At 71.5% G+C, this 26,350-nt stretch carries 27 protein-coding genes; 11 read left to right on the forward strand and 16 right to left on the reverse strand.

The genetic code is table 11. The annotated features are described in order from the left end of the window. Positions 1 to 12 precede the first annotated feature (12 nt). The 3 genes from ACH4SP_RS19790 to ACH4SP_RS19800 form a co-directional block, all read right to left on the reverse strand. Positions 13 to 492: a GNAT family N-acetyltransferase gene (locus tag ACH4SP_RS19790; RefSeq protein WP_398416625.1), complete on the reverse strand. Its 480-nt coding sequence runs from the start codon at positions 490 to 492 to the stop codon at positions 13 to 15. 142 nt (positions 493 to 634) lie between these two features. After that, the gene (locus tag ACH4SP_RS19795; protein WP_398416627.1) at positions 635 to 988 is read right to left on the reverse strand and encodes a PRC-barrel domain-containing protein; all 354 of its coding nucleotides are present in this window, start codon (positions 986 to 988) and stop codon (positions 635 to 637) included. 250 nt (positions 989 to 1,238) lie between these two features. Then, entirely contained in the window at positions 1,239 to 1,409 is a 171-nt protein-coding gene (locus ACH4SP_RS19800; RefSeq protein WP_398416629.1) for a hydrophobic protein, read from the reverse strand. A gap of 174 nt (positions 1,410 to 1,583) precedes the next feature. Between ACH4SP_RS19800 and ACH4SP_RS19805 the strand changes: the two genes are divergently transcribed. After that, on the forward strand, positions 1,584 to 2,297 hold the full coding sequence (locus ACH4SP_RS19805; protein ID WP_398416631.1) for a vancomycin high temperature exclusion protein: 714 nt from the start codon (positions 1,584 to 1,586) through the stop codon (positions 2,295 to 2,297). A gap of 66 nt (positions 2,298 to 2,363) precedes the next feature. Continuing rightward, on the forward strand, positions 2,364 to 3,179 hold the full coding sequence (locus ACH4SP_RS19810) for a glucose 1-dehydrogenase (protein WP_398416633.1): 816 nt from the start codon (positions 2,364 to 2,366) through the stop codon (positions 3,177 to 3,179). Between the two features lie 184 nt (positions 3,180 to 3,363). Here ACH4SP_RS19810 and ACH4SP_RS19815 read toward each other — a convergent pair whose 3' ends face one another. After that, a complete protein-coding gene (locus ACH4SP_RS19815; protein ID WP_398416635.1) occupies positions 3,364 to 3,693 on the reverse strand; it encodes an I78 family peptidase inhibitor in 330 nt (109 codons plus the stop codon). 237 nt (positions 3,694 to 3,930) lie between these two features. Here ACH4SP_RS19815 and ACH4SP_RS19820 point away from each other — a divergent pair, with 237 nt between their 5' ends. Together ACH4SP_RS19820 and ACH4SP_RS19825 are read left to right on the forward strand one after the other, a co-directional pair. Further along, on the forward strand, positions 3,931 to 4,842 hold the full coding sequence (locus ACH4SP_RS19820; RefSeq protein WP_398416637.1) for a hypothetical protein: 912 nt from the start codon (positions 3,931 to 3,933) through the stop codon (positions 4,840 to 4,842). Beyond that, positions 4,839 to 6,131, forward strand: coding sequence for an ATP-binding protein (locus ACH4SP_RS19825; protein ID WP_398416639.1), 1,293 nt, complete (start codon positions 4,839 to 4,841; stop codon positions 6,129 to 6,131). Before ACH4SP_RS19820 ends, ACH4SP_RS19825 begins: the two co-directional genes overlap by 4 nt. A 47-nt stretch (positions 6,132 to 6,178) precedes the next feature. On the opposite strand, the gene ACH4SP_RS19830 is transcribed toward ACH4SP_RS19825, so the two are convergent. The 3 genes from ACH4SP_RS19830 to ACH4SP_RS19840 are packed head-to-tail and all read right to left on the reverse strand — an operon-like array spanning position 6,179 to position 10,456. Continuing rightward, positions 6,179 to 8,056 (reverse strand): ABC transporter ATP-binding protein, encoded by a 1,878-nt coding sequence (locus ACH4SP_RS19830; protein WP_398416641.1) that lies wholly within the window; start codon positions 8,054 to 8,056, stop codon positions 6,179 to 6,181. After that, positions 8,053 to 9,792, reverse strand: coding sequence for an ABC transporter ATP-binding protein (locus tag ACH4SP_RS19835; RefSeq protein WP_398416643.1), 1,740 nt, complete (start codon positions 9,790 to 9,792; stop codon positions 8,053 to 8,055). Before ACH4SP_RS19835 ends, ACH4SP_RS19830 begins: the two co-directional genes overlap by 4 nt. A 31-nt stretch (positions 9,793 to 9,823) precedes the next feature. Continuing rightward, positions 9,824 to 10,456 (reverse strand): NADPH-dependent FMN reductase, encoded by a 633-nt coding sequence (locus tag ACH4SP_RS19840; RefSeq protein ID WP_398416645.1) that lies wholly within the window; start codon positions 10,454 to 10,456, stop codon positions 9,824 to 9,826. A 362-nt stretch (positions 10,457 to 10,818) separates the two neighbouring features. On the opposite strand from ACH4SP_RS19840, the gene ACH4SP_RS19845 reads away from it, so the two are divergent. Then, the gene (locus tag ACH4SP_RS19845; protein WP_398416647.1) at positions 10,819 to 11,619 is read left to right on the forward strand and encodes a hypothetical protein; all 801 of its coding nucleotides are present in this window, start codon (positions 10,819 to 10,821) and stop codon (positions 11,617 to 11,619) included. A gap of 115 nt (positions 11,620 to 11,734) precedes the next feature. Then, complete coding sequence (locus ACH4SP_RS19850; protein WP_398416649.1) at positions 11,735 to 12,409, forward strand: class F sortase; 675 nt, start codon at positions 11,735 to 11,737, stop codon at positions 12,407 to 12,409. A 48-nt stretch (positions 12,410 to 12,457) separates the two neighbouring features. Here the strand turns inward: ACH4SP_RS19850 and ACH4SP_RS19855 are convergent, their stop codons facing one another. After that, positions 12,458 to 13,240: a sulfite exporter TauE/SafE family protein gene (locus tag ACH4SP_RS19855; RefSeq protein ID WP_398416651.1), complete on the reverse strand. Its 783-nt coding sequence runs from the start codon at positions 13,238 to 13,240 to the stop codon at positions 12,458 to 12,460. A gap of 184 nt (positions 13,241 to 13,424) precedes the next feature. Here ACH4SP_RS19855 and ACH4SP_RS19860 point away from each other — a divergent pair, with 184 nt between their 5' ends. Continuing rightward, a complete protein-coding gene (locus ACH4SP_RS19860) occupies positions 13,425 to 13,748 on the forward strand; it encodes a putative quinol monooxygenase (RefSeq protein ID WP_398416653.1) in 324 nt (107 codons plus the stop codon). A 41-nt stretch (positions 13,749 to 13,789) separates the two neighbouring features. On the opposite strand, the gene ACH4SP_RS19865 is transcribed toward ACH4SP_RS19860, so the two are convergent. From ACH4SP_RS19865 to ACH4SP_RS19895, 7 genes are all read right to left on the reverse strand, one after another. Continuing rightward, complete coding sequence (locus ACH4SP_RS19865; RefSeq protein WP_398416655.1) at positions 13,790 to 14,476, reverse strand: response regulator transcription factor; 687 nt, start codon at positions 14,474 to 14,476, stop codon at positions 13,790 to 13,792. 63 nt (positions 14,477 to 14,539) lie between these two features. Further along, entirely contained in the window at positions 14,540 to 15,841 is a 1,302-nt protein-coding gene (locus ACH4SP_RS19870) for a sensor domain-containing protein (protein WP_398416657.1), read from the reverse strand. Beyond that, positions 15,841 to 16,518, reverse strand: a complete 678-nt coding sequence (locus ACH4SP_RS19875; RefSeq protein WP_398416659.1) for a hypothetical protein — start codon at positions 16,516 to 16,518, stop codon at positions 15,841 to 15,843. The genes ACH4SP_RS19870 and ACH4SP_RS19875 overlap by 1 nt, the downstream gene beginning before the upstream one ends. A gap of 127 nt (positions 16,519 to 16,645) precedes the next feature. Beyond that, positions 16,646 to 17,059: a VOC family protein gene (locus ACH4SP_RS19880; RefSeq protein ID WP_398416661.1), complete on the reverse strand. Its 414-nt coding sequence runs from the start codon at positions 17,057 to 17,059 to the stop codon at positions 16,646 to 16,648. A 176-nt stretch (positions 17,060 to 17,235) separates the two neighbouring features. Next, positions 17,236 to 18,375, reverse strand: coding sequence for a hypothetical protein (locus tag ACH4SP_RS19885; RefSeq protein ID WP_398416663.1), 1,140 nt, complete (start codon positions 18,373 to 18,375; stop codon positions 17,236 to 17,238). A gap of 11 nt (positions 18,376 to 18,386) precedes the next feature. After that, complete coding sequence (locus ACH4SP_RS19890; protein WP_398416665.1) at positions 18,387 to 19,733, reverse strand: hypothetical protein; 1,347 nt, start codon at positions 19,731 to 19,733, stop codon at positions 18,387 to 18,389. Next, on the reverse strand, positions 19,730 to 20,110 hold the full coding sequence (locus ACH4SP_RS19895; RefSeq protein WP_398416666.1) for a hypothetical protein: 381 nt from the start codon (positions 20,108 to 20,110) through the stop codon (positions 19,730 to 19,732). The genes ACH4SP_RS19890 and ACH4SP_RS19895 overlap by 4 nt, the downstream gene beginning before the upstream one ends. A 236-nt stretch (positions 20,111 to 20,346) precedes the next feature. Here ACH4SP_RS19895 and ACH4SP_RS19900 point away from each other — a divergent pair, with 236 nt between their 5' ends. The 4 genes from ACH4SP_RS19900 to ACH4SP_RS19915 all read left to right on the forward strand — a co-directional run bounded on the left by ACH4SP_RS19900 (position 20,347) and on the right by ACH4SP_RS19915 (position 24,718). Next, on the forward strand, positions 20,347 to 21,630 hold the full coding sequence (locus tag ACH4SP_RS19900; protein ID WP_398416667.1) for an ABC transporter substrate-binding protein: 1,284 nt from the start codon (positions 20,347 to 20,349) through the stop codon (positions 21,628 to 21,630). A gap of 11 nt (positions 21,631 to 21,641) precedes the next feature. Then, on the forward strand, positions 21,642 to 22,616 hold the full coding sequence (locus ACH4SP_RS19905) for a carbohydrate ABC transporter permease (protein ID WP_398416668.1): 975 nt from the start codon (positions 21,642 to 21,644) through the stop codon (positions 22,614 to 22,616). Positions 22,617 to 22,622: 6 nt separating this feature from the next. Beyond that, complete coding sequence (locus ACH4SP_RS19910; RefSeq protein ID WP_398416669.1) at positions 22,623 to 23,459, forward strand: carbohydrate ABC transporter permease; 837 nt, start codon at positions 22,623 to 22,625, stop codon at positions 23,457 to 23,459. Positions 23,460 to 23,557: 98 nt separating this feature from the next. Then, positions 23,558 to 24,718 (forward strand): alkaline phosphatase PhoX, encoded by a 1,161-nt coding sequence (locus ACH4SP_RS19915; protein ID WP_398416671.1) that lies wholly within the window; start codon positions 23,558 to 23,560, stop codon positions 24,716 to 24,718. A 115-nt stretch (positions 24,719 to 24,833) separates the two neighbouring features. Here ACH4SP_RS19915 and ACH4SP_RS19920 read toward each other — a convergent pair whose 3' ends face one another. Further along, complete coding sequence (locus tag ACH4SP_RS19920) at positions 24,834 to 25,787, reverse strand: helix-turn-helix domain-containing protein (protein WP_398417195.1); 954 nt, start codon at positions 25,785 to 25,787, stop codon at positions 24,834 to 24,836. Positions 25,788 to 26,350 lie beyond the last annotated feature (563 nt).

A 26,350-nucleotide genomic window follows, 5' to 3' on the forward strand; every position in this document is an offset into this window, starting at 1 on the left:
CCTGGGGAGGAGTCAGCGAGGGAGCTTCTTGAAGAGGAAGACGTCCTCGTGCCCGCCGGGGATCCCCGGCAGCCGCGCGGTCTCCTCGTACCCCAGCCCCTTGTAGAAGTCCGGCGCCTGGAAGGTGAACGACGACACCATCGCCCGGTCGCAGCCGCGGCGGCGCATCTCCTCCTCGGCGGCCCGCATCAGCTTGCTGCCCCAGCCGTCGCGGCGGGCGTCCTCGCGCACCCAGAGCATGTGGGTGCTGCCGAGGCCGCCCCAGGTGGAGCCGGTGAGGCCGCCAACGAGTGCGCCGGTCTCGTCGGTGACGCGCACGGACAGCTCCTGCTCGTCGTACGCCCCGGTGGCCCGGCTGTTGAAGGCGGTGAGTTCCTCGTCGAGCCGGCCGGCGAGCTCCTTGTCGCCCTCGCCGACCCGCACGGTGTTCTTGCCGTTCTCGTTGTGCTCGTTGTTCTCGTTGTTCTTGTCGTTCGTGTCGTCCGTCGTCATGGGGCGAGTATTCGGCGTCCGTACGTCCGGCTCCAGCGAAATACCGCCGCTCTCCGTGCCGACGCGGCCCGTGCGCGAGGGCCGGCCGGGATGCGCTCCCGGCCGGCCCCGCGCGCGGCGCTCACGGCCGTCGGCTCACCCTTCAGATGCGGCGGTGCCTGCCGTAGTAGCCGCCGATCTGCTCGTGGTAGCCCGGGTCGCCGATGTGCTTGTCCTTGTCGAACTCGGGCGCGTCCTTGATCTGGTCCTTGGTCAGGTCCACGTAGATCTTCCTCTCGACCGCGTCGACCGTCCTGACCATGCCGGCCGGCAGCAGCACGTGCTTGCCGAAGATCCAGACGCCGGTGTCGACGACGAGGTGGGCCGAGCCCACCTCGTCGGAGTGCTTGTCGACCTTGCCGATACTGCCGTCGGTCGCCTCGACCTTGAACCCGATCAGGCTGGTGCCCGCCCGGTAACCGGCGGTCGGCCGGTAGCCCCAGATGTTCTCGCTCATGAATGGCTCCTTCATCGTAGGCAGTTGACTTGTGGTGCACGCATTCCGTACCGGAAAAGCGGCCGCTCCTTAGCGTGCGGCTTTCCCGCTGCCGGACGAGTGCCCGGACTTCTCTTCCCCACACGGGTTTTCCCGGCCGGTCGTGTCTTCGGCCGGAATTCGCCGCACATGGCGTACGGGTGGCCCGGAAGGGAATCTTCCGGGCCACCCGAATTCGCCACCGCCCTGCGGCTCCGCCGTCACATCTCAGCTACCAGCGGTACCAGCGACCCCGTCGGCCACCCGTACCTCCGGAGCGGGCGACGAATCCGAGAAGCCAGAGGACCAGCACCGCGATGGCGATCCACCACAGAATCTTGACTGCGAATCCCGCACCGAAAAGGATCAGGACCAGCAGGAGTACGAGTAGCAGGGGAACCATAATTATCAACCTCCAGGCAGACGGGTGCCCCGGCAATTCCCCGCCATGCGCACCGCATTCAAAAGAATTCCGCCGATCGACCCGGCGGCCGCCCGCCGCACGGCGGGGGAACTTTCCGCGGCGCCCGAGCGTCCAACGGACGAAGAGCCATCGGGTACCACCAGGGGGAATGTCATGCGGTTCGGGCGACTGAAGGCGAAGTGGCCCCGGCTGCCGGAGATTCGACTGCCGAGGAGTCGGCGGACGAAGCGGCGGCTGGTGCAGGCCGTCATGGCCGGGTGCGTGCTCGCGCTGCTGCCCTCGACCTGGACGTACGCGGCCACCGGCGGGCAGGTCGGGGACACCGCGCAGGCGCCGGACCGGGACGTGGCGATCGTCTTCGGGGCCGGGCTGTGGAAGGGCGAGCCGACTCCGTACCTGGCGCGCCGGCTGGACGCGGCGGCCGAGCTGTACCGGGCGGGGAAGGTCCGGGTCGTGCTCGTCACCGGGGACAACGGACGCGAGGAGTACGACGAACCGGATGCCATGCGAAGCTATCTGGTCCGGCACGGGGTGCCGGACCGGCACGTCGTGAGCGACTACGCCGGGTTCGACACCTGGGACTCGTGCGTACGGGCCAAGAAGATCTTCGGCGTCGACCGGGCGGTGCTGATCAGCCAGGCCTTCCACATACGGCGGGCCGTCGCGCTGTGCGACGCGGCGGGGGTCGAGGGCTTCGGCGTCGGGGTCGACGACGAGCACGACGCGACCTGGTACTACGGCGGGGCCCGCGAGGTGTTCGCCGCGGGGAAGGCCGCGCTGGACGCCGCGTTCCGGCCCGATCCGCACTTTCTCGGTGAGCGGGAAACCGGGGTGACCGAGGCGTTGGCAGGGGGACCCGCCCGCTGACACACTGGCCGCCGACCGGATGAGGTATGCCTGTTCGGCATACGACGGAGAGGCGGGTGGGCTCAAGTGGCCGGTACGGACGGGGCGTTGGCGCTGGACGGGAAGGTCGTGCTCGTCACCGGGGGCGCCCGGGGGCTGGGCGCCGCCGCGGCGCGTGCCGTCGTGGACGGGGGCGGTCGCGTCGTCGTCACCGATGTACGGGTGGCGGAAGGGGCGGCGCTGGCGGCTGAGTTGGGCGCGGACGCGGCCCGTTTCGTGTCCCACGACGTGACGAGCGAGAGCGACTGGGAGGCCGCCGTCGCCTTCGCGCTCCGGGAGTTCGGGCGGGTGGACGGGCTGGTCAACAACGCCGGGACATCGAGCGGCGAGCTGCTGGAGGACGCCGATGTGCAGCGGTTCCGGAGGATCGTCGAGGTGAACCTCGTGGGGGTGTTCATCGGGATGAAGACCCTGGTGCCGGTGGCGCGGGAGGGCGGCGGCGGGTCGATCGTCAACATCTCGTCGGCCGCCGGGCTCACCGGCATGGCGCGGACCGCCGGTTACGGGGCGTCCAAGTGGGGCGTGCGCGGGCTGTCGAAGATCGGGGCCACCGAGCTGGGCGGGTCCCGGATCCGGGTCAACTCCGTTCACCCGGGGATGACCTACACCGACATGACCGCGCACGTGGGCATCGAGGTCGGCGAAGGGAAGTACCCCGGCGCACCCCTGGGGCGGGTCGGGGTGCCCGAGGAGATCGCCGCCGCCGTGGCCTTCCTGCTCTCGGACGCGGCGGCGTACGTGACGGGGGCGGAGCTGGCGGTGGACGGCGGATGGACGGCGGGCCTCGTGCCGGGCAGGCCCGAGAACCAGGGCCCGTCCGGCGGATCAGGCTGCATGGGGTGACCTTGCCCGTTCGGTGCGGCTGAGCGGGGCAATGGGGCCTCCCCTGCTCGAACGGAGTGGAGAGCTTGGGGAAGATTGACGACAACGCCGAGGGGTCCCCCTGGTCCTCAAGACCTTGGGGGCGTGCGTGCCAGGGCACGCGGCCGCGGCAAGATCCGCCGGACGGGCCCCAGGGCCCGTCGGCTCAGCCGAAGTTGACGCGCGTGACCCGGTTCCGGTCGTCCACGTGGACGTTGAGCCGGTCCGGCAGGTACTCCTGCGTCAGGATCGACCCGGGCTTGACGATCCGGTACGGCTTGGGGATGTCCCGCTCGTGGACGAGGCGGTCGGCGGGTACGTCGGCGGGGTCGGCCTCGCCGGTCCGTACGAGGGTCTTTCCGATCCACTGCTCGTAGTCGGGTGCGACGGCCACCGCCGGCTGGGCATCGGCCGCGTGGGACTCACCGGTGGGAGCGAAGAACGTCGCCGCCAGGGCCGCCGCCGTGAACAGGGTCTTGAGGTGGGAGCTGTGCATGCACGGCACATTGCTCCTGGCCACGCCCAACTTCCAAACCCGCACCACTCGTTCGGGTGTATCGCGTGTCCGCCCCGCTCCGGCGGGTCCTGCCGCCGCCCGCGCACGGGTCCGGGGCGAAAGTATCCGGACCGAGCGGGACCGTACGCATGGTTGTTACAGAATGTCCGGGTTGCCGTGATGCTCGGTACGTAGGGTCGGGGAGCCCCCTGTGTCCGTACCAGCAGAACGAGCAGCATGCGCAGAACGAGCGGACCGCTCCCCGCCGTACCGGCCCCGGCATCGGCATCGGCCCCGGTGTCGGCCCCGGCCCCGGCCCGGACCCCGGCCGGCACGGTGGCCCTCACCGCACTCGCCTGCGGCCTTCTGCTGACCGGATGCGGTGCGCCGTCCGGTCTCGGCAAGGGTGAACCCGCCCCGTCCGCCAGTTCCCAGCCGCAGCCCGAAACCCTGTGGCCCGCCTGGTCCCCCGCCTCGCCCTCGCTGTCGGACGCGGTCACCGACCCGGAGCTCCAGCCCGCCCCCGACCCGCTGCCCGACTCGCCGGCCGTCCCCGCGGGCGGACTCGCCGCCATGGACCAGCTGGACGTTCTGCGCGCCGATCCCCGCATGGGTCGGCTGACCAGGCGCGGGCCCGTCGACAAGCCCGGCACGCCCGGGGTCCGGCCGGCCGTGCTGCACGACCTGACCGGCGACCGGAAGCCCGAGCTGATCAGCGCGGTGGATCTGGAGAGCGGGCGGGTGGTGCTGGCGGTATACACGGTGCGCGAGGGGAAGATCGTGCCGATTCTCTACACCAGTGGCGTACGCCCGGTCGTCGAGGCGATCGGGGTCGATCTCGTCGTGCGCGGCTCCGCGACCGACGGCGGCGAGCAGGCGGTCCGCTACCGCTGGGACGGCAACCGGATGATCACCGTCAGCGAGGTGCGGAGCTACCGTACGGAGAACACGGAGGGCACGGCGAAGGAGCCGGGCGCGGACCAGGGCCAGGGCCCGGACCAGGAACCCGACGGCCCCAGGAGGAGCGTCCCGCGGTCCGTGCCCCCGCCGGCCCCGAAGCAGCCGCGGCCCCCCGCGCGGACACCCCCGTCCGCACCGCCTTCCGCACCCTCCTCCACACCGACGTCCACTCCGTCAGGGGCCCCGTGATCCGCCGCGCCGCCCGCCTCGTGCGCTCCTTCGCCGCCGGGCTCAGCCTGCGCTGGAAGATCGCCGCGCTGCCCGCAGCCGGTGCCGCCCTCGTGGCACTGACCATCGGAATGCTGATCCACCACGCGCGCGGCGCACAGGTCGCCGAGACCGCCCGCGGCTCCGCGATCGCCGAGCTGTACCGCGTACGGCAGCTGTACGAGCTGACCGGGCACGTCGATGCCGGGGACACCGGCTCCGCGCTCGACTCCCCCGAGCTGCCCGCCGCGCTGGCCGCCGACGCCCGTGCCGGGAACCGCAACACCTACCTCGATCTGTCCGGGCCCGCCCCCGCCGTGTGGGCGGCCCGCCCGATCGGCGACCAGGTGCTGTCGGTCAGGCTGCCGCTGGGCGCGCAGAGCGCCGAGATCCGCGAGCTGGACCAGAGCCTGGTGGTGTGGGGTGCGGTCGTCGTCGCGCTGACCGCCGTCGGCGGGGCCGTGCTGGCTTCCCGGCTGAGCCGTTCGCTGCGCACCGCCGCTTCGACGGCCCGCCGGATCAGCAACGGCGACCTGGACGCCCGGATCGCCGGCGGCGACCGCGACCCCGGGGCCACCAAGGACGAGGTGGCCCAGCTGGCCGCCGCCGTGAACACGATGGCCGCCTCCCTCCAGCGCCGCATCGAGGCCGAGCAGCGGTTCACCGCCGACGTGGCGCACGAGCTGCGCACCCCGCTGACCGGGCTGCAGACCGCCGCCGAACTGCTGCCGCCGTCCCGGCCCACCGAGCTCGTACGGGACCGGGTTGCCGTGCTGCGCGCGCTCACCGAGGACCTCCTGGAAGTGGTCCGGCTGGACTCCCGCACGGAGGAGCCTGACCTCGCCGCCCATCCGCTGGGGAAGCTGGTGGCGGGCACGATGGAGCGGCTGGGCTGCGAGTTCACCGCGCCGGCTCCGGGCGAGGACACGTATGTGCGGACCGATGTGGGCCGGCTGGAGCGCGTCGTCACCAACCTGGTCGCCAACGCCCGCCGGCACGGCGCCGATCCGGTGGAGGTACGGGTCGAGGGCCCGCGCGTGGTGGTCCGCGACCACGGGCCGGGATTCCCGCAGGCGCTGCTGGTGGACGGGCCGCAGCGGTTCCGCACCGGAACGGCCGAGCGCGGGCAGGGCACCGGGCTCGGGCTGACGATCGCGTTCGGTCAGGCGCGGGCGATCGGCGCGGAGGTGGAGCTGTCCAACGACCCGGACGACGGGGGCGCGGTGGTGGTCGTGACGCTGCCGCCCGCGGAACGGACGGCGGAGGGGTAGACCGGCTGCGACCGGCCCACCCCTCCTCGTACCGTACGGAAGAACCGTCAGGCCGCCGCCGCGAACTGCGACGCGTACAGCCTGGCGTACGCCCCGCCCGCGGCGAGGAGTTCGTCGTGCGAGCCCTGCTCGACGATGCGGCCCGCCTCCATCACCAGGATCACGTCCGCGTCGCGGATCGTGGACAGCCGGTGCGCGATGACGAACGAGGTCCGGCCGTGCCGCAGCGAGTTCATGGCCCGCTGGATGAGGACCTCGGTGCGGGTGTCGACGGAGCTGGTGGCCTCGTCGAGCACCAGGATCGAGGGTTCGGTGAGGAAGGCGCGGGCGATGGTGATGAGCTGCTTCTCGCCCGCGCTGAGGTTGCCCGCCTCCTCGTCGATGACCGTGTCGTAACCGTCGGGGAGGGTGCGGACGAAGCGGTCCGCGTACGTCGCCATGGCGGCCTCGACGACGCGTTCCCTGGAGACCTCGCCCTCCACCCCGTACGCGATGTTGTCGGCGATGGTGCCGCCGAAGAGCCAGGTGTCCTGGAGGACCATGCCGGTCGATGCGCGCAGTTCCTCGCGGGGCAGGGTGGCGATGTCGGTGCCGTCGAGGGTGATGCGGCCGCCGGTGACCTCGTAGAACCGCATCAGGAGGTTGACCAGGGTGGTCTTGCCCGCGCCTGTCGGGCCGACGATGGCGACGGTCTGGCCGGGGTCGACGGCCAGGGTGAGGTCCTCGATGAGGGGCTTGTCGGGGTCGTAGCGGAAGGCGACGTTCTCGAAGGTGACACGGCCGGTGACCCGCTCGCTGCGGCCGCTGTGGGCGGGTTCCGGGGACTCCTCCTCGGCGTCGAGGAGGTCGAAGACGCGCTCGGCGGACGCGACGCCCGACTGGAGGAGGTTGGCCATGGCGGCGATCTGGGTGATGGGGCCGTTGAACTCGTACGAGTACTGGACGAAGGCCTGGATCTCGCCGATGGAGAGGGTGCCCGAGGCGACCCGCAGTCCGCCGACGACGGCGATCAGGACGTAGTTGAGGTTGCCGACGAAGGCCATCGCGGGCTGGATGACGCCGGAGATGAACTGGGCCCTGAAGCTCGCCGCGTACAGCTCGTCGTTGTGCTTGTCGAAGGTGGCGATCGCCTCCTGCTTGCGGCCGAAGACCTTCACCAGGGCGTGCCCGGTGTACATCTCCTCGATGTGCCCGTTGAGGCGACCCGTGACCGCCCACTGCTTGACGAACTGCGGCTGGGCGCGCTTGCCGATGAGGTACGCCCCGTAGACGGAGAGCGGGACGGTGGCGAGGGTGACCAGGGCCATCAGCGGTGAGATCCAGAACATCATCGCGAGGACGCCGACCAGGGTGAGCAGGGCGCGCACCATCTGGCTGGAGGCCTGCTGGAGGGTCTGGGTGATGTTGTCGATGTCGTTGGTGGTGCGGGAGAGGACCTCGCCGCGCGGCTGGCGGTCGAAGTAGGCGAGGGGGAGGCGGGCGAGCTTGGTCTCGGCGCGTTCGCGGAGCCGGAAGCCGAGGCGCTGTACGACGACCATGGCGATCCGCACCTGCACCCAGGTGAACGCGGCGCCGCCCGCGGTCAGGGCGAGGGCCAGCAGGAGGACGCGGGCGACGGCCTCGAAGTCGATGCCCGCGGGGGACTTGGCGCCCGTCACCACCAGGTCGGTGGCCGCGCCGAGGATCTTCGGGGTGAGGACGGCGAGCGCGACGGCCAGCACTCCGGAGACGAGGACGGCGGCCATGAGGTGCTTCTCGGGGGCGAGCATCCGCAGCAGGCGCAGACCGGAGCGGCGGAAGTCGAGGGAGCGCTCCAGGGGCGGGGTGCCGACGGCGCCGGGGCCGCGCTGCGGGGGCGGGCCCTTGCGCTCCGGCACGGCCTTGGCTTCGGGGGACTCCTCCCGGACCTCCTGGGCGGTGCTCATGCGGCTTCCTCCTCGGTCAGCTGGGAGAGGACGATCTCCCGGTAGGTCTGGTTGTCCCGCATGAGTGCCTCGTGGGTGCCGGTGCCGACGACCCGGCCCTCGTCGAGGACGACGATGGTGTCCGCGCCCCGGATGGTGGAGACGCGCTGGGCGACGATGACGACGGTGGCGTCCGCGGTCTCCTCGGCGAGGGCGGCGCGCAGGGCCGCGTCGGTGGCGTAGTCGAGGGCGGAGAAGGAGTCGTCGAAGAGGTAGATGCCGGGCCGGGTCACCAACGCCCTCGCGATGGCGAGGCGTTGGCGCTGCCCGCCGGAGAGGTTCGTACCGCCCTGGGCCACGGGTGCGGCGAGTCCCTCGTCCAGCGCTTCGACGAAGTCGCGGGCCTGGGCGACCTCCAGCGCGTGCCACAGGTCGGCGTCGGTGGCGTCCGGGTTTCCGTACCGCAGGTTGGAGGCGACCGTCCCGGAGAAGAGGTACGGCTTCTGCGGGACGAGGCCGACCGTGCGGGACAGCAGCGACTCCTCGATGTCGCGCACGTCGGTGCCGCCGATCAGGACCTGTCCCCCGGTGGCGTCGAAGAGGCGCGGGATCAGGTGGAGGAGGGTGGTCTTGCCGCTGCCGGTGGAGCCGATGACGGCGGTCGTACGGCCGGGGCGGGCGGTGAACGAGACACCGCGCAGCACCGGTTCCTCGGCGCCCGGGTAGCTGAAGTCGGCGTCCCTGACGGTGAGTTGGCCACGGCCGAAGAGCTCGACGACCGGGGCGGTGGGCGGCACGACGCTCGGTTCGGTGTCCAGGACCTCCCGGATGCGCTCGGCGCTGACCTCGGCGCGCGGCAGCTGCATCATCAGGAAGGCGGTCATCATCACGGCCATCAGGATCTGCATCAGATAGCCGAGGAACGCGATCAGCGAGCCGACCTGCAGTGCGCCCGAGTCGATGCGCTGTCCGCCGACCCAGATGATCGCGATGGTGGCCAGCTCCCACACCAGCAGGATGGTCGGCATCATCAGTGCCATCAGCCGGCCGGTGCGCAGCGAGACCTTCATCAGGTCGGCGTTGGCCCCGGCGTACCGTTCCTGCTCGTGCTTGTCGCGGACGAAGGCGCGGATGACGCGGATGCCGGTGATCTGTTCGCGCATCATGCGGTTGACCCGGTCGATGCGCTCCTGCATGGAGCGGAAGAGGGGCGGCATCCGCCGGACGATGAGGCCGACGGCCCCGCCGAGCAGCGGTACGAAGACCAGCATGAGCAGGGCGAGCGGCACGTCCTGGCTGAGCGCCATCACGATGCCGCCGACGCACATCAGCGGTGCGGCGACCAGCATGGTGAGCCCCATGACGGTCAGCATCTGCACCTGCTGGACGTCGTTGGTGGTGCGGGTGATCAGGGACGACGCCCCGAACTGGCCCACTTCCCGCACCGAGAAGTCCTGCACCCGGGAGAAGACGGCGGCCCGCAGGTCCCGCCCGATGCCCATCGCGACCCGGGCGCCGAAGTAGACGGCGGCACCGGAGGCGAGGACCTGGAGGAGGGTGACGGCGAGCATGACGCCGCCGGAGGACAGGACGTAGCCGGTGTCACCGGTGAGCACGCCCCGGTTGATGATGTCGGCGTTGAGGGTGGGCAGGTAGAGGGTCGCGGCGATCTGGGCGAGCTGGAGCGCGACGACGAGGGCGAGAGTGCGGCGGTAAGGGCGCATCCGGGTGCGGAGCAGCCCGAGGATCTCTTTCATGGTGGGTACCGGTCCTCATGTCCTCGTGCTGCTATGCGGAGAAGGGGCGGACGGACCTGGCGTCGCGCAGTGCGTGGGCCCACCAGGTGAGCCTGTCCAGCAGGGACTTGGCTGCGGTGTCGCACTCCTCGGGGCTGGTGTGCTGACCGTCCTCGTCGAACTGGCCCCACGGCCCGTGGAAGGAGACGGTGTCGCGGACGGTGACGGCGTGCAGCTCGGCGAAGATCTGCCGCAGGTGCTCGACGGCGCGCAGACCGCCGGAGAGACCGCCGTACGAGACGAAGCCGACGGGCTTGGCGTGCCATTCGGCGTTGTGCCAGTCGATGAGGTTCTTGAGGCCCGCGGGGTAGGAGTGGTTGTACTCGGGGGTTATGACGACGAACGCGTCGGCGGCCGCCAGGCGCTCCGCCACCTTGGCCTGCTCGGCCTGCACGGTGTCGGACGGCTGCGAGGAGAACGTGGTCGGCAGATCGATCTCGGCCACGTCGACGACGTCGATGTCCAGGCCGCCGAAGCTCTCGGCGCGGGAGAGGAACCAGTCGGCGATGACGGGGGCGTAGCGGCCCTCGCGGTTGCTGCCGATGATGACGGCCAGTCGGATCGGCTTGTCGGCAAGGGAGTTGGAGCGGGCGGAGGCTTCGAATGCGGTGCTGTTGGTGTCCATGCCGAGAAGGTTCATACGTCAAGCCCACTTGAGGTCAAGCGCGGCTGTAAATCTCCTTGCGCGCCGGGCGGGCGGCGGTGCGGCGGAAGGTGTTCCGAGCGGTGCGCCGGGCGGCGTGCCGAGCAGTGTGCCGGGCGGCGTGCCGAGCAGTGTGCCGGGCGGTGCGTCACCCGTTCGGTCCGGCGGCCGGGATGAGGCCCCGTCACCCCCGTTGACCTGCTCGAACGTGGTGGCGTACGGGTGAAGGGGCGGCCCGGATCGGCCCGTCGGGCCGCTTCTCGGGAGGCGGCTGGGGCGCCACGCCGCTTATCTCGGAGGCAGAGCCCGTACGAGTACGGGAGAGACGACGCCCGGAGGCCCCCATGCGCAGCAGTACCGCCCGGCCCCGCCGGAGCAGGCTGACCGGTGCCGCGTTCGCCGCCGCCGCGCTCACGCTGAGCCTGGGCGGGACCGCTTACGCAGCAGAGGAGCCGCCGCTCGTGGGCGAGAGCGCGGGCGAGAAGGCGGCGGAGAACGCGGGAGAGAGCGCGAGCGAGAAGGCGGGAGAGAACGCGGCGGAGAGCGCGGGCGAGAATCTGCCGCTCGCCGCCGAGGACGCCCCGCTCGCCGCCGAGGATCCGCTGCTCGCCGGGGAGGATCCGCTGCTCGCCGGGGAAGAGCCACTGCTCGCCGGGGAGGAGCCGCTGCTCGCCGGGGAGGACTCGCCGCCTGCCGGGCAGCTTGAGTTCAATCCGGCGACCGTGGCGCCGGGCAGCGTCGTCACCGTGAACACCACCGCGTGCGGCCCCGGCGGGCAGGGCACCGGCCACGCGTCCTCGCTCGGCATCGCCGACTTCACCATGGAGACGAGCACCCACAAGGAGGTGCTGGTCGGGCAGTTCACGGTTCCGGCGCACACCGCCAAGGGCGAGTACGCGATCAGCGTGTCCTGCGCGGACGGCCGGAAATCCGCGGCGGGCGACCTGTGGGTGACCGCGGGCTCCCCTACGGACCCGAGCCCCACCACCACCCCCACCAGTCCCACCGGGCACGTACGTACGGGAGTCGGCGGCAGTGTCTCCGCCCCCGACACCCCCCAGATCGCGGCGGGAGCGGCCGTGCTGGCCGCGTCCGCCGTGGGCGGCACCTGGCTGCTGCGCCGCCGGGCGAGCGGCGAGCGCTAGCAGCCCATGCGGCCACCGTCCCGTGTCCCCGCCCTTCACCATGAGTCCCGGGCGGGGACTCGGGCCGTACCCACGAGCCGGAGTTCGGAGTAGCGCTGTGCCCAGGATTCCCCGGATGCCGTCCGTGCCCGTCGACTCCGCGCGATTCCGTACGCACATCGCACTGGTCGTGCTTCTCGCCCTCGCCGGGGTGTGGCTGATCCGGGGCGGCTCGGCGGAGGTCGGGGAGCCGCCGCAGCCGACGTCCGCCGAGGCGTTCGCACCCGGGCGCGCGGCCCGGACGGGCGAGCGGGCGGACGGGCCGACGGACGGTCGGGCCGCTCCGGCGCCCCTCCCCCCGTCCGAGCCGGTGCGGCTGCGCATCCCGCAGATCCGGGTGGACACGCCCATGACGGGGCTCGGCCTTGACGCCTCGGGCGGTCTCGAAGTACCGCCGCAGGACAATCCGAACATCGCCGGCTGGTACCGGGGCGGCACCCTTCCCGGCGCCCCCGGAACCGCCGTCGTCGCAGGTCACGTCGACACCGCGGACGGCCCGGCGGTCTTCTACCGCCTGGGCGCCCTGCGCAAGGGCCACACCGTCGAGGTGGTGCGCAGGGACGGCCGCACCGCCGTCTTCTCGATCGACGCGATCGAGGTGTACGACAAGGAGCACTTCCCGGAACAGAAGGTCTACGGCAGGGCGGCGCGGCCCGAGCTGAGGGTGATCACCTGCGGCGGCGGCTTCGTCGAGGGCAAGGGCTACCGGGGGAACGTGGTCGCGTACGCACACCTGACCCAGGTGAAGTGAGCGTGGGGCGAGGGGCCTGACTGCCGCCGCGAGAACTGCTCGTGAGGGCTACTTGACCCACTGGTCGTACGCCAGCTTCGCCACCATGGCGAACACCACCACCAGCAGCACCACCCGTACGAATCCGCTGCCCTTCTTGAGCGCGGTGCGCGCCCCGACCATGGCGCCCGCCAGGTTGAACGCCGCCATCAGCACGCCGAGCTGCCACAGCACGTACCCCTGGTAGGCGAACATCGCGAGCGCGCCCGCGTTCGTGCACACGTTGACGATCTTCGCGGTGGCGGAGGCGGTCACCATGTCGAAGTGCAGGATCGCGGAGAGCGCGAGCACCAGGAAGGTGCCGGTGCCGGGCCCGAACAGGCCGTCGTAAAGGCCGATGCCGACGCCCGCGAGGGCGATCGCGGCGACGACCCGCTGCCGGGTGGCGGGGCCCAGGCCCGGGGCCGTGCCGAAGTCGGGGCGGAAGATGACGAAGGCGCCGACGCCGACGAGCACCACCATGATCATGGGCCGCATCACCTCGTTGCTGATCCCGGCGGCGAAGAAGGCGCCCGTCGTGGACCCGGCCAGGGCCGCGAGCCCGATCCGTACCGCGATCTTCACGTCGATGGGGGCCTTGCGCACGTACGTCACCGCGGCGCCCGTGGTGCCGACGATCGCGACCGCCTTGTTGGTGCCGAGCGCGAAGGTGCTCGCCATGTTGCCCGGCAGCCCCATGATCAGGGCGGGCAGGAGCAGCAGTCCGCCGCCGCCCACCACCGCGTCGACCCACCCGGCCACCGCCGCGGCGAGGCAGAGGAGCAGGACCGTAGTGATCGATATGTCGGGCATGGACACGACAGTACGGAGCGAAAGCCCCCTGAGCCACTTACTCCGGTGAAAGTTGAGCGAGATCTGAGGAAACTGTGCCGGTCAGCCGTCGACTCCGGAGCAGCCCCGGATCAGCCCCGGATCAGCCCCGGATCAGCCCCGGATCAGCCCCGGAGCAACCCCGGAGCAACCCTAGAATGGGTCAATGATCTTTATTGTCGTGAAGTTCCCCGTAAAGCCCGAGTACGCCGATTCCTGGCCGCAGCACGTGGAGGCGTTCACCGCCGCCACGCGCGCGGAGCCGGGCAACCTGTGGTTCGACTGGTCGCGCAGTGTCGCGGACGCCAACGAGTACGTGCTGGTGGAGGCCTTCCAGGACGACGCGGCCGAGGCACACGTCACCTCGGACCACTTCCGCGCCGCCATGGAGGACATGCGCCCGCTGCTGCGCCGCACCCCGGAGATCGTCAGCACGACGATCGAGGGTGCGACGGGCTGGAGCGCGATGGGCGAGCTGCAGATCGGCTGACTCGGCCCCGCCGGGGCGGGGCCGCCCGCGCGGCCCTGCCCCTACCCCTCCTCCAGGTACCTGAGCACGGCCAGCACCCGCCGGTGCCCGCCCTCCTCCATCGAGAGACCCAGCTTGGCGAAGATGTTCGCCACGTGCTTCTCGACGGCGCGCTCCGACACCACGAACCGGCCCGCGATCCCCTGGTTCGTCAGCCCCTGCGCCATCAGCCCGAGCACTTCCCGCTCGCGCGGCGTCAGCCCGTCCAGCGCCGATCCGCGCCGGCTCGCACCGAACAGCTGGGCCACCACCTCCGGGTCGAGCGCCGTGCCGCCCGCCGCGACCCGCTCCAGCGCGTCGACGAACTCCCCGATGTCGACGACGCGTTCCTTCAGCAGATAGCCGACGCCCGCGCCACCGCCACCGCCTCCGCCGCCTCCCAGCAGCTGCGCCGCGTACTTGGTCTCCACGTACTGGGAGAAGATCAGCACTCCGGTCCCGGGGTGCGCCCGGCGGATCTCGACGGCCGCCCGCAGCCCCTCGTCCGTCTGCGTCGGCGGCATCCGTACGTCGACCACGGCGGCGTCCGGCCGGTGCTCGGCCACCGCCGCGAGCAGCGCCTCTCCGTCCCCGACGGCCGCGACCACCTCCACCCCCCGCATTCCCAGGAGCTGTGCGAGCCCGTCCCGCAACAGTACGGAATCCTCGGCGATGACAACCCGCAGGGGCGACGGCGATGGCGACGGCATGTGCTGGGAACTTCCTCTGACGGCTGGACGGCTGGGCTGCCGGACCGCCGGCGGAACGGCAGGCTAGCGGAACGGCAGTACGACGCGGACCACCGTAGGCCCACCCGCCGGGCTGTCGCACTCCAGCGTCCCGTCCACCGCCCTGATCCGCCCGAGCAGCCCGGTCAGCCCGCTCCCCGCGCCGACGACCGCTCCCCCGCACCCGTCGTCCCGTACGACCAGGCTCAGCGCCCCGCCCCCGCCGGCCACTTCGACCTCCACCGTGTCCGCCCCGCTGTGCTTGGCCGCGTTGGCGAGCAGCTCGGCCGTGCAGAAGTAGGCGATCGCCTCGATCGCAGGGGACGGCCGCTCCCCGACCTCCACCCGTACCGCGACCTCCAGCGGACTGTCCGCGGCGAGGGTCGCCAGCGCGGCGTCGAGTCCCTGGTCGAGCACGGGCGGGTGGATGCCCTTGACCAGGCTCCGCAGGTCGGCGACGGCCTGCTTGGCGTTGCCCTGCGCGGTCTCGACGACGGAGAGGACCTGCTCGCGCTCCGCTCCTCCCGCCACCAGCTCGCGGATCATGGTGAGGTGCATGCCGAGCCCGACGAGCCGGACCTGGGTGCCGTCGTGCAGGTCGCGTTCGATGCGCCGCAGGGTCGCGGCGGCGTCCTCGACGGCCTGCGCCCGGGTCTCCTCAAGCGTGCGGATCCGCAGCTCGGCCGCGCCCGGCCCGAGGAGCGCGCGCAGGACCCTCTCGTACGGGAGGAGGGCCAGCCGTACGAGAGGGGCGGCGAGGGCGAGCAGCAGCGCGCCGACCACCACGACGGCCAGCCACCGCGGCCAGGAATCCATCTGGACGCCGAACCACCTCAGCGAGACGTGCCGCTCGCTCCCGTCGGGGTCGTGGACCGTCAGGTAGTTGACGTGCCGGAGGAACGGGTGCAGGAGGTAGAGCAGCCCGTACACGTACCCCACCAGCACGGCCATCAGCGCCGGAGCCGCGAGCACGGGGGCGGCGAAGGCCCAGCCCACCGCCCGCCACCCGGCCCGGTCGGCGAGGACCGCCCGTCGCCAGCCGAAGAGCCCGTCCGCGGCCGGCCGTACCGGAGGTTCGACCTCCACCCCCAGCAGCCGCCGGGCCAGGGCGGCCTGCACCGCCCCGGTCCCCACCGCGCCCCGCACGGTCGCCGCGATCAGCCACGGCCCGAACGCGGTGACCGACAGCAACCCGCCGAAGAGCAGCCCGACGAGCACGAGCCACGCCGCCACCAGGGCGAGCGGGAAGGCGAGGACCGCATGGAGAAGGGCTTTGAGAGAAGCTCCGAGAGGGACTCTGAGGGAAGCTCCGAGGGGGACCTTGAGACGACGGCGTACGGGGTCCACTAAAGCTCCATCTGATGAATGACCGGCACGGACAGCAGACCACAGACCGCCACGACCGCCACCGCGAGCCCGGCCGCCGTCCTCAGCCCGCTCCGGTCCCGCCCCAGGAACCCCTGTGCCAGCCGCACCTGCAGTGCGCCGAACCCCTTGGCGATCCACGGCGTGAGGAACAGGAACGTCACGCCGCCGCCCACCGCGTGCACCGCCCACGCCCCGGCCATGGTCGGCCCGCCCCACGAGGTCGTCGGGTCGTCGACCCGCAGCGGGAACCCCAGGTTGATCGCCACGACGAACCAGCAGTAGAGGACGACCACCAGGGCGACCAGATTGAGCGGCGCGCTGACCACCGCGTGCACGGCCCCCAGCGCCCGGGACCGCTCCCGCCCCTCGATCCCGGTCCCCAGCACCCGCCGCAGCAGGGCGAGTTGGATCTTCCCGGCGGGCCCCCCGACGAGCGCCACCGGAACGCACAGCACCCCGACCGGCAGCGCGAGCAGCAGATACGCGACCCGCCGCCAGGTCTCGGCCCGGAACGGCTCCCGGAGGATCACCCGCCAGGAGGGGAACCGGCGGGAGCGGCCCTGCCCTGCGGCGGGGGTCGGCCCCTGCTCGGCGGCGAGGGTCGGCCGTACGCGTACCTGGTGTCGTGGCGACTGCTGCCGCACTGCGCTGTTCATGCCTCAAGACTGGCGAACGCGCGCCCCCTGATCGACCGTGCCAGCACGGCACTCGGGGGTGGGGCAAACCGAACCCCGGTCACGGGAGCCCCGGTCGAGCGAACCCCGGTCACGGGATCCGGGCCGCTCAGCCCTGGACGGCGGCCGGGTCCATCCAGATGATCTCCCAGTTGTGGCCGTCCAGGTCCTGGAAGGAGCGGCCGTACATGAAGCCGTGGTCCTGCGGCTCGCCGGACGGGGACGCGCCCGCCGCCAGGGCCGCGTCGCACAGCTCGTCGACCTTGGCGCGGCTCTCGGCGCTGAGCCCGATGAGCGCCTCGGTGGTGGTGGCGGAGTCCGCGATCTCCTTCTTGGTGAACTCCTTGAAGCGCGGCTCCGTCAGCAGCATCACGACGATGGTCTCGCTGATCGGCATCGAGGCCGTCCTGTCGTCGCTGAACTGGGCGTTGAAGGTGTAGCCCAGCTTGGCGAAGAAGTTCTTCGAGGCCTCCAGGTCCTTGACCGGAAGGTTCAGGAAGATCATCTGCTGGTACGTCGCCATGGTCGGTGTCCCTGTCTCTCTCGTCCGGCGCGGCCCTTCTGCCGCCGCCTTTCACAGATATAGACCGGGAGCGACGCGCAAAATCATCGCTCCACCGGAAGAAAAATGACACAGGATTCGAACACCGGCGGCCGACGGCCGGGGGCGCCGGTCGCGGCGCCGGCCGGCGACGCGGGCTACTGGGGCGCGGTCCGGTTGAAGACCGTGAGGCGGCCGTACGAGGCCGGGGCCACCGGGGCGGACCCCGTCGGGCGGCCGCCGCGCTCCGCGCCGACCGCGACGCTGTCCGGGAACGGGGCCGGCGGCCAGGTTCCGTCCCGGTAGAGCCCGTCCCAGTCGCCGCGCGCGCTGCGGCCCGTACGGTCGAGGACGAAGCCCCGGCAGTCGTCGCGGAACGCGTCCAGCACCCGGACCAGTCCGGCCACCGCCTGCTCCCGCTCCGGTCCTGCGAGGTCCACGAGGTCGAAGACGGCCGTGACCGTCTCCGGGTCGAGCCGTCGCACCCGCAGCGCGACCGCGGTGTCCCCCTCGAACCGCAGGTGGAGGGTGACCTCGCCGTCGCCCGGAGCCGCGAGCACCGCGGCCGGGTCCTGCCCGTCGGCGACCGGCACCTCGGCCGCCGCACCCTTCTCCCTGCGCGTGAGGTACACCGAGTCCGTCAGCCGGTGACGGTGCTGCAGACCGGCCTCTGCGAGCAGCGCGAGCAGCCGGGCGGCGCCCTCCGGGGCGAGCGCGGTGAGGTACCAGGCGAAGAAGCCGCCCTCGGGGCGCTCCTGCGGTCCCTGCGGGGAGCCGCCGAAGACCTCCCCGTAGATCTCCGCGCCGCGCCCGGGGGGCAGGGCGGGCGGGGCGTACTGCGCGGCCCGTACGTCCGTGAGGAAGTCCGCGGGGAGTTCCAGGTGGTAGCGCCGTACGTAGTGGGCGAGCTCCCCCGGCCAGAGCCACTTTCCGTCCGTGCTCAGCGAACCGGAGGGCACCCACTCGTCGCCGGACACGACGTCGCGGTCCGCGCCCATCGCGGTGAAGATCTCGGCGCCGGACTCCAGGTAGGCCACGATGCCCGCCTCGTCGTACAGCGCGTGCGTGCCCACCGCGTCGTGGATCGAGGGGGTGGCGGTGGCCTCGTCGTGGGTGAACTCGCGGAAGAATCCGACGCGTTGGATCATCGATGCGAACCGTTCGTTGCTTGTCGGTGCGGTGGGACTCGTCGGTGCCGTGGCCGTCACCGGCCGGTCCGTCACCGGCCGGTCCGTCACCGGCCGGTCCGTCACCGGCCGGTCCGTCACCGGCCGGTCCTTCACCGGCCGGTCCTTCACCGGCCGGTCCTTCACTGGTCGGCCATCGGGAGGAAGGTGCGCCAGTAGCCGTTGTTGCCGATCTGCGGCGTCTGGTTCAGCCCCAGCTCCGGCGACGTGCCCACCTTATTGGTCGGGGCCTGCACGGGGACTCCCAGGTCGTTGGCGACCCGCTGGGCCAGCGGCAGCTCGACCAGGTTCGGCTCGACGGTCCCCGAGTGGCAGGAGATGAGGCGCACGGGGCCGCCGTCGTACTGCGGGTTGCTGCGGATGGCGTCGGAGATGTGCGAGGGGTTCACCTCGAAGTCCATCAGGGTCTTGCCGTTGCTGTTCACCCGGCCGGGCAGGAAGACCCCCTCGGGCGTGCCGTGCACGATGACGTCGTGCTTCCCCGGCACCCGGGCGACCCGCTCCGTGTTGGCGAGCGTCTTGGGGTCGTAGCCGATGGTCGTGGTCCGCTTGCCGAAGTAGACCGGGTCGCCGGAGATCAGCGCGTGGTCGCCGGGCACCCGGGGCGGTGCCGGGATCTTCGAGTCCTCGCTGCGCAGCAGGTTCCAGGTGCGCCGCCGGCCCATCTCGTCGAGGGACAGCGGAACCCCGCCGGCCCCGCCCGCCCCGGCGAGGTTCGGGTTGATGACGCCGAAGGGGACGTCCTGCCCGGAGAACAGGTTCCGGTAGCCGCCGACCTCCCCCGCGGCGCGGGAGAAGCCGCCCGCGCCGCCGAAGGCACCGCCGAACGCACCGCCGTACAGCGCGGACTTCTCGACGGAGTCGAGGCTCAGACCGTCCTGGAGGCCGGTCGCCATCCGCAGCGGCTGGGCCACCGCGAGGTCGACCGTGATGCCCTCGATCGCACCGAACGCGATGCCGGTGAGCGTCGTCGCGGCGATGGTGGCCACCGTGGTCGAGACGGTGATGCCCAGGCCCGCGGCGACCTCGATGATGGTGGCGGTCGCGGCTGCCGAGGCCGCGGTGGAGGCGCCGAAGGTGAACACCGCGAGGCCCACACCGGCCGCGATCACCGCGGCCCCGATGCCGATCTCGATCCACAGCTTCTCGATGGCGTCGTCGACGGCGTCCGCGAACTCGTCGAGGGCCTTGGCCATGGCACGGGCGGTCTTGGCGCTGTCGTCGAGCCAGCCCACGCCCTCGCTCTTGTGGTACCTGCCCCAGAACGTCCGGAAGGCGTCGATCGACTCGCCGGTGTTGTGCAGGATGACCGTGTTCGCGCTCGTGTTGACCGGCGGAATGACGTCGTCCACCGCGTCCGCGAAGGTCCGCCAGGCGGCCGCGGCCTTGCGCAGGGTGCCGGAGTTGGCGTCCGGCCACCACATGCCGGCCTTCATCAGAAGGTCCTTGGCTATGTCCTCGACGCTCACCGGGCGCCCTTGTCGCCTTCGGCCCCGTCGCCGTTCCCGTCCTTGCCGCCCGGGGTCTTGACCTTGGTGAACATGCCCTCGACCAGCTTCTCGTTGTCGATGTGCCCGTCCGCCATGTCCACCATCGCGGCGTTGATGCTCTTCAGGCCGAGGGCGAGAATGGCCACCCCGCGCTCGATCTCCGTGCGCTTGGGCTTGTAGGCCTCGCCGAACTTCGTGCCCTGCTCGTCGTCGCCCCACGGCGAACCGAGGCCGTCCAGGGTCCGTTTCAGCGTCGCCGCCGCTTCGGCGAGCGCCTGGCCCTGCTTGGCGAAGGCGGGGGCCGCCTTCTTCAGGTCTTGCGTGGATATGTCCAGTACCTTGCCCGAGTCGCCCATGCGCGCTCCCCCTGTGACTGTGCTGCGGCAGCCCCCGACGGTACCGGAGCGTCCAACTCCGCTCCGGTCGGGGGCTCTGTTCCCCCCACCACGCCCGTCCCGTCCGTCCCGGATGCTGACACACGGCAGCAACACGCCGTACGCGACCGGCCCGCATGGTTGATCGTCGGGGCATCCCGCAGCACGATGTCCCGGTCCGACGTGCAACTGGCGTGCGAGCTCAGGGGGAACACGACATGACGATCAGCCGCAGGGCACTTCTCGGTACGGGAGCGGGACTCACCCTCGCGGGCGCACTCTCCGCCTGCGGTTCCAACACCGGCCGCGGCGACGGCAGTTCGAGCAGCGGAGGTGGTACGGGACCACAACTCGCGCAGTGGTACCACCAGTACGGCGAACCCGGCACCGAGCAGGCGGTGCGCCGGTACGCGGCCGCGTACAAGAAGGCCAGGGTCACCGTGCAGTGGCGGCCGGGCAACTACGACCAGCAGACCGCCGCCGCCCTCCTCACCTCGGGCGGCCCGGACGTCTTCGAGGTCAACGGGCCCACCCTGGACCAGATTCGGGGCGGCCAGGTCGTCGACCTCACCGACCTCTTCGAGGGCCCCGGAGTGAAGGACGACTTCAACCCGGCCGTCCTCGCCCCCAAGACGTACGAGGGGAAGATCTGGTCGGTCCCCCAGGTCGTCGACATGCAGCTGCTCTTCTACCGCAAGAGCCTGCTGGCGGCCGCGAACGTCCGGCCCCCCACCACACTCGACGAACTCGTCGACGCGGCAAGGACGTTGACCGACAAGAAGACCAAGGGCCTCTTCCTCGGCAACGACGGCGGCGCCGGCTCCCTCGGCGGCACCCCGCTCCACGCCGCCGGGCTCTCCCTCGTCACCGAGGACGGCAAGGTCGGCTTCGACGATCCGGCAGCCGCCCGCGCACTGGGCAAGCTGCGCCAGCTGTACGCCGACAAGTCGCTGCTGCTCGGCGCCCCCACGGACTGGTCCGACCCCTCCGCCTTCGTCCAGGGCCTGACCGCCATGCAGTGGTCGGGGCTGTGGGCGCTGCCCGCCGTGCAGAAGGCGCTCGGCGACGACTTCGGGGTGCTGCCGTTCCCGAAGGACGGTGCGAGCGGCAAGCCGTCGGTGCCGGTCGGCGCGTACGGCGCCGCGGTCAGCGCGCGCAGCAAGCAGCAGGCCGCCGCCAAGGACTTCATCAAGTGGCTGTGGATCGAACAGGCCGATTTCCAGACCGACTTCGCCCTCTCGTACGGCTTCCACATCCCGGCCCGCACCTCCCTCGCCAAGAAGGCGGACAAGCTGAAGGAGGGCGCGGCGGCGGACGCGGTGAAGTACGCGGGCGAGAACGCCTACGCCCAGCCGCTGCTGTGGACCCCCGCTTCCCAGACGGCGTACCAGGACGCCCTCAGCCGCATCATCAAGGACGGCGCGAACCCGGACACCGAGCTGAAGACGGTCGTGCGCAGGACGAACGAGGAGCTTCAGCGCGTGAAGAAGAAGTCGTCGTGAAAGAACGCCTCATGAGGGACCGCCCCGCGAAGGAACGCCTCGCGAAGGAGCACCTCGTGAGGGAACGCCCCCTGAAGGAACGCCTGCTGGGGACCCAGAACCGCACCCTGTGGTTCTGGGTCTTCGTCGGGCCCTTCGCCGTCGGGCTCGGCCTCTTCACCTACGTACCGCTGCTGTGGAGCCTCTACCTCAGCTTCTTCGACGCGCACAACACCGTCTCCCCGACGGACTTCGTCGGGTTCGACAACTACGCGGCGATGCTGCGCGACGACGCGTTCACCAGCAGCCTCGGTACGTTCGTGCTCTTCACCGCGTTCATCGTCCCCGCGACGTACGCGCTCTCCCTCGCGCTCGCGCTGATGGTGAACCGGATCCGGTTCGCGCAGGCCTTCTTCAGGTCGGTCTTCTTCCTCCCGGCGGCCTGCTCCTACGTCGTCGCGGCCCTGATCTGGAAGATGTCGATCTTCAACGGGGTGCGGTTCGGGCTCGCCAACACCGTCCTCGGCTGGTTCGGCGCGGACCAGACGGCCTGGCTCTCGACGACCTCGCCGCCCTGGTACTGGCTGGTCATCGTGACCGTACGGCTGTGGCTCCAGGCCGGTTTCTACATGATCCTGTTCCTGGCCGGGCTGCAGCGCATTTCGCCCACCCTCTATGAGGCGGCGGCGGTCGACGGCGCCCGCCCCGGCTGGCAGGTCTTCCGCAACATCACCTTCCCGCTCCTGCGGGCCACCTCGGTCGCGGTCGTCCTGCTGCTCGTCATCAACGCCTTCCAGGCCTTCGACGAGTTCTACAACCTGCTCTCCGACTCGCGCGGCTACCCGCCCTACGCCCGCCCGCCGCTCGTCTACCTCTACTACACGGCGCTCGGCCAGGGCCAGAACCTGGGCCTCGGCAGCGCGGGCGCCATCATCCTGGCGCTGATCATCGCCGTAGTGACGATCTTCCAGGCACGTTTCTTCGGCCTCGGCCGGAAGGAGGACTGAGGCTCCATGGACGACGCTCTGGTACGGGTGGGCCGCGCGCTGCGCACCGCCCTGCTCGTCGCGCTCGCGCTGCTCTTCCTCGTCCCCTTCTACCTGCTCGTTCGGAACGGGCTCGCCACGGACGCCGACATCACCTCGCCCGAGTGGACGTTTCTCCCCGCCGAACTCCAGTGGGGCAACGTCACCGAACTCTTCGACGACACCGCGATCCCCTTCGCCCGCTCCCTCCTCAACTCGGCGCTGATCGCGGTCGCCACCACCCTGGGCACCCTGCTCACGGCCTCCCTCGCCGGGTACGGCCTGGCCCGCATCCCGTACAAGCACTCCAACAAGGTCTTCTACGCGATCCTGGGCACACTGATGGTCCCGGCGGCGGTCACCTTCGTGCCGAGCTTCGTCCTGGTCTCCTCGCTGGGCTGGATCTCCACGCTCCGCGGGCTGATCGTCCCGACCCTGTTCTCGGCCTTCGCGTGCTTCATCTTCCGGCAGTACTTCCTGGGATTCCCGAGGGAGTTGGAGGACGCGGCGCGCGTCGACGGGCTCGGCCACTGGCGTACGTACTGGCGCATCGTGGTGCCGAATTCGCGGCCGGTGTTCGCGGCCGTCGCCGCGATCGTCTTCATCGGGGCGTGGAACGCCTTCCTGTGGCCGCTGGTGATCGGCCAGGACCAGCGGTCGTGGACGGTCCAGGTGGCACTCTCCACCCTGAACACCGCGCAGACGGTCAACCTGCACGAGCTGTTCGTGGCGGCGGCCGTCTCGATCCTCCCCCTCGTCCTCGTCTTCCTCTTCTTCCAGCGGTGGATCGTGGCGGGGGTCGAAAGGTCGGGTATCGACGACTGATTTTCCTTGTGTTCACGGCGAGTTGAGGACACATCAATTCCTGGCTTCTACGTTCCACGGGCAGAGAAACCGTCCCCTCGAAGCCCCCTGGAGCCCTCATGGAACGCCGTACCTTCCTGCGCACCGCCGTCATCGGCTCCTCCGCCGCCGCGTTCGGCGGCACCCTCTGGCGGGGTGCCGCCCACGCCGACCCGGCGCAGCCGGGGCCAGGCCCGTACGGCGCGCTCGGCGCGGCGGACGCGAACGGCATCCAGCTCCCCGCCGGATTCCGCAGCCGGGTGATCGCCCGCTCGGGACAGAAGGTCGCCGGCACCTCGTACACCTGGCACAACGCCCCCGACGGCGGCGCCTGTTACGCCGACGGCGCCGGCTGGATCTACGTCTCCAACTCCGAGATCAACCCCTCGGGCGGCGCGGGCGCGGTCCGCTTCTCCGCCACCGGGGCGATCACCGCCGCGTACCGCATCCTCTCCTCCACCCGGCAGAACTGCGCGGGCGGCAAGACCCCCTGGAACACCTGGCTGAGCTGCGAGGAGGTCGACCGGGGCTACGTCTACGAGACCGACCCGTGGGGTGTGAAGGCCGCCGTCCGCCGCGACGCCATGGGCCGCTTCAAGCACGAGGCGGCGGCCGCCGACCCGGACCGCAAGGTGATCTACCTGACCGAGGACGTCACCGACGGCTGCTTCTACCGGTTCACGCCCACCAGTTGGGGCAATCTGGCCTCCGGCCAGCTGGAGGTCCTGAAGATGGGCTCCGGCACCAGCGGCCCCGCCACCTGGGCGAAGGTCCCCGACCCGTCCGGCGCGTCCAAGGCCACCCGCGACCAGGTGTCCGGCGCCAAGCGCTTCACCGGCGGCGAGGGCTGCTTCTACGCGGACAACGTCTGCTTCTTCACCACCAAGGGCGACAACCGGGTCTGGCGCTACGACGCCGCCGCGCAGACCCTCGACCTGGTCTACGACGACTCGCTGGTCACCGGCGGCTCGGCCCCGCTCACCGGCGTCGACAACGTCACCGGCACCTCGTCCGGCGACCTGTACGTGGCGGAGGACGGCGGCAACATGGAGATCTGCATGATCACCCCCACCGACGTCGTCACCCCCTTCCTGCGCATCGGCGGCCAGTCGGGCTCGGAGGTCACAGGTCCGGCCTTCTCCCCCGACGGCACCCGCCTCTACTTCTCCAGCCAGCGCGGCACGAGCGGCAGCTCATCGGGCGGCATCACCTACGAGGTGACAGGCCCCTTCCGCACCTGATTCCCGGCGGGGCGCCCCCTGAGGTCGCCCCGACAGGGGCGCGGGGAACTGCGCGACCAGCCACGACGCACCCGCACATCCCCACCCCGCGCCCCGCCCCCGCCCCCCCACCCCCTCACTGCGCCTGCGCCACCGGCACCGCCCCACCCCTCAACAGGGCGGAGCCCAACGGTGTCAACGAGTGCAGCACCGCGCTCCCGTGCCGCAGCGTCACCACCAGCCCCGCCTCCCTCAGCACGCACGCGTGCTGGCTGGCGGACGCGAGGGACACCCCGGCCCGCCGCGCCAGCTCGCTCGTCGTGCAGCCGTGGTCGATGGCCCGCAGCACGGCCGACCGGGTGTGCCCGACGAGCCGGCCCAGATAGGGGCCGCCGCCCACCGGGGTACGGGGCGTGGCGTGCTCCACCGGGTAGACGAGCACCGGCGGCAGCCCCGGGTCGTACAGCACCACCGGCGCCCCCTGGCAGAAGAACGACGGCTGGAGCCGCAGTCCCCGCCCCGCCAGGTGCACCTCGCGGTCCACCGGATAGTCCGCCTCCAGGACGGGCGAGCGCCAGCGCAGGACCGGCGGCAGGGAGGCGAGGAGCGCGTCGGTGCCGCCGTCGAGGAGGGCGCGGCCCCTGGCCGCCCGGTCGGCCTCGACACGGGCGTGCACATGGGGCCAGTACGGGGCGACGGCGGCCCGGTGGTAGTCGCCCAGGGCGTCGACGAGGGCGCCGAGCCGCAGCGGCTCGGCGAACTTCCGGTTCAGCAGGGAGAGTTCGCCCTCCACCCGCTTGTCAGGGGTGGCCCGCAGGGCGGCCAGCCCCTCGTCCCACCCCTGGACGCCCTCCGCCGGGGTGAGGAAGTCGGGGAAGTAGCCGCGCGCGGGCACGACCGAGGCGAGCAGCTGCCGGGACCCTCCCCTGCCGAGCCGGGCGCGCGCCTCCGTGCGCCAGTCGCCGTACACCCGCCCGCCCCGCCGGTCCCGCAGCCGGTGGAAGCTGAGAGTCGTCTCCCAGAGGGCGTCCGGCCGGGCGGCGAGCCGCACCCGAGCGAGATCCTCCCCCGTGAAGTGGATACGCAGCACCACTGCCCAACTCCCCATCATCGCCCGCCGATTGCACCCGCAATCGTTCCCCCGGGAGAGTATGCACTCCCTTACACCCCGTCACCATGGCCTTTCGGCCACGCGTGAAACGCCTCGCGAGGGTGGACCGAAAGGCGCGAAGCTGACTGACGTCGGACACCGGCAGCCCCGCACGTCCGAGGGGTGCGGCGAAGGCCGTGGGGGGCTTCGCTGCACTTGACGGCGGCGTGCGGGGTTGCGGTTGCGGTGTCCGGCCGAGGTGCGCGGGCGTGGGTGGCGGGTGGGGATCCGCCATCCCCGCCCCGCACCAACGCTCACCACCACACAGCTCCGAACACCTCCGCACAGCACTCACCACCGAGCGCCGACCGGCACCCGAATGTCACCGGGAGGCCATCGGCGCGAAGGTCAACTTTTCAACTGCCACTTCGCGCAGCTGGGTTGACCTTCACCCTCCGGTCTCGAACCACCACAGCGAGTACCCGTACGCCGGTTGCCGCCCATGTCCTGCGGAACCATGGCGCAAACTCGCCGAAGACCTCCTTCCCGAAGGCCGGCGTCGC

This window comes from Streptomyces sp. NPDC021093 (assembly GCF_044333135.1).
Classification (GTDB): Bacteria; Actinomycetota; Actinomycetes; order Streptomycetales; family Streptomycetaceae; genus Streptomyces.

Bases quoted from the DNA above. Each gene is read 5' to 3' on its own strand.
- ACH4SP_RS19790 (WP_398416625.1), bottom strand. From the start codon at position 492: ATGACGACGGACGACACGAACGACAAGAACAACGAGAACAACGAGCAC.
- ACH4SP_RS19795 (WP_398416627.1), bottom strand. From the start codon at position 988: ATGAGCGAGAACATCTGGGGCTACCGGCCGACCGCCGGTTACCGGGCG.
- ACH4SP_RS19800 (WP_398416629.1), bottom strand. From the start codon at position 1,409: ATGGTTCCCCTGCTACTCGTACTCCTGCTGGTCCTGATCCTTTTCGGT.
- ACH4SP_RS19805 (WP_398416631.1), top strand. From the start codon at position 1,584: ATGCGGTTCGGGCGACTGAAGGCGAAGTGGCCCCGGCTGCCGGAGATT.
- ACH4SP_RS19815 (WP_398416635.1), bottom strand. From the start codon at position 3,693: ATGCACAGCTCCCACCTCAAGACCCTGTTCACGGCGGCGGCCCTGGCG.
- ACH4SP_RS19820 (WP_398416637.1), top strand. From the start codon at position 3,931: ATGCGCAGAACGAGCGGACCGCTCCCCGCCGTACCGGCCCCGGCATCG.
- ACH4SP_RS19830 (WP_398416641.1), bottom strand. From the start codon at position 8,056: ATGAGCACCGCCCAGGAGGTCCGGGAGGAGTCCCCCGAAGCCAAGGCC.
- ACH4SP_RS19835 (WP_398416643.1), bottom strand. From the start codon at position 9,792: ATGAAAGAGATCCTCGGGCTGCTCCGCACCCGGATGCGCCCTTACCGC.
- ACH4SP_RS19840 (WP_398416645.1), bottom strand. From the start codon at position 10,456: ATGGACACCAACAGCACCGCATTCGAAGCCTCCGCCCGCTCCAACTCC.
- ACH4SP_RS19845 (WP_398416647.1), top strand. From the start codon at position 10,819: ATGCGCAGCAGTACCGCCCGGCCCCGCCGGAGCAGGCTGACCGGTGCC.
- ACH4SP_RS19850 (WP_398416649.1), top strand. From the start codon at position 11,735: ATGCCGTCCGTGCCCGTCGACTCCGCGCGATTCCGTACGCACATCGCA.
- ACH4SP_RS19855 (WP_398416651.1), bottom strand. From the start codon at position 13,240: ATGCCCGACATATCGATCACTACGGTCCTGCTCCTCTGCCTCGCCGCG.
- ACH4SP_RS19860 (WP_398416653.1), top strand. From the start codon at position 13,425: ATGATCTTTATTGTCGTGAAGTTCCCCGTAAAGCCCGAGTACGCCGAT.
- ACH4SP_RS19865 (WP_398416655.1), bottom strand. From the start codon at position 14,476: ATGCCGTCGCCATCGCCGTCGCCCCTGCGGGTTGTCATCGCCGAGGAT.
- ACH4SP_RS19875 (WP_398416659.1), bottom strand. From the start codon at position 16,518: ATGAACAGCGCAGTGCGGCAGCAGTCGCCACGACACCAGGTACGCGTA.
- ACH4SP_RS19880 (WP_398416661.1), bottom strand. From the start codon at position 17,059: ATGGCGACGTACCAGCAGATGATCTTCCTGAACCTTCCGGTCAAGGAC.
- ACH4SP_RS19895 (WP_398416666.1), bottom strand. From the start codon at position 20,110: ATGGGCGACTCGGGCAAGGTACTGGACATATCCACGCAAGACCTGAAG.
- ACH4SP_RS19900 (WP_398416667.1), top strand. From the start codon at position 20,347: ATGACGATCAGCCGCAGGGCACTTCTCGGTACGGGAGCGGGACTCACC.
- ACH4SP_RS19905 (WP_398416668.1), top strand. From the start codon at position 21,642: ATGAGGGACCGCCCCGCGAAGGAACGCCTCGCGAAGGAGCACCTCGTG.
- ACH4SP_RS19910 (WP_398416669.1), top strand. From the start codon at position 22,623: ATGGACGACGCTCTGGTACGGGTGGGCCGCGCGCTGCGCACCGCCCTG.
- ACH4SP_RS19915 (WP_398416671.1), top strand. From the start codon at position 23,558: ATGGAACGCCGTACCTTCCTGCGCACCGCCGTCATCGGCTCCTCCGCC.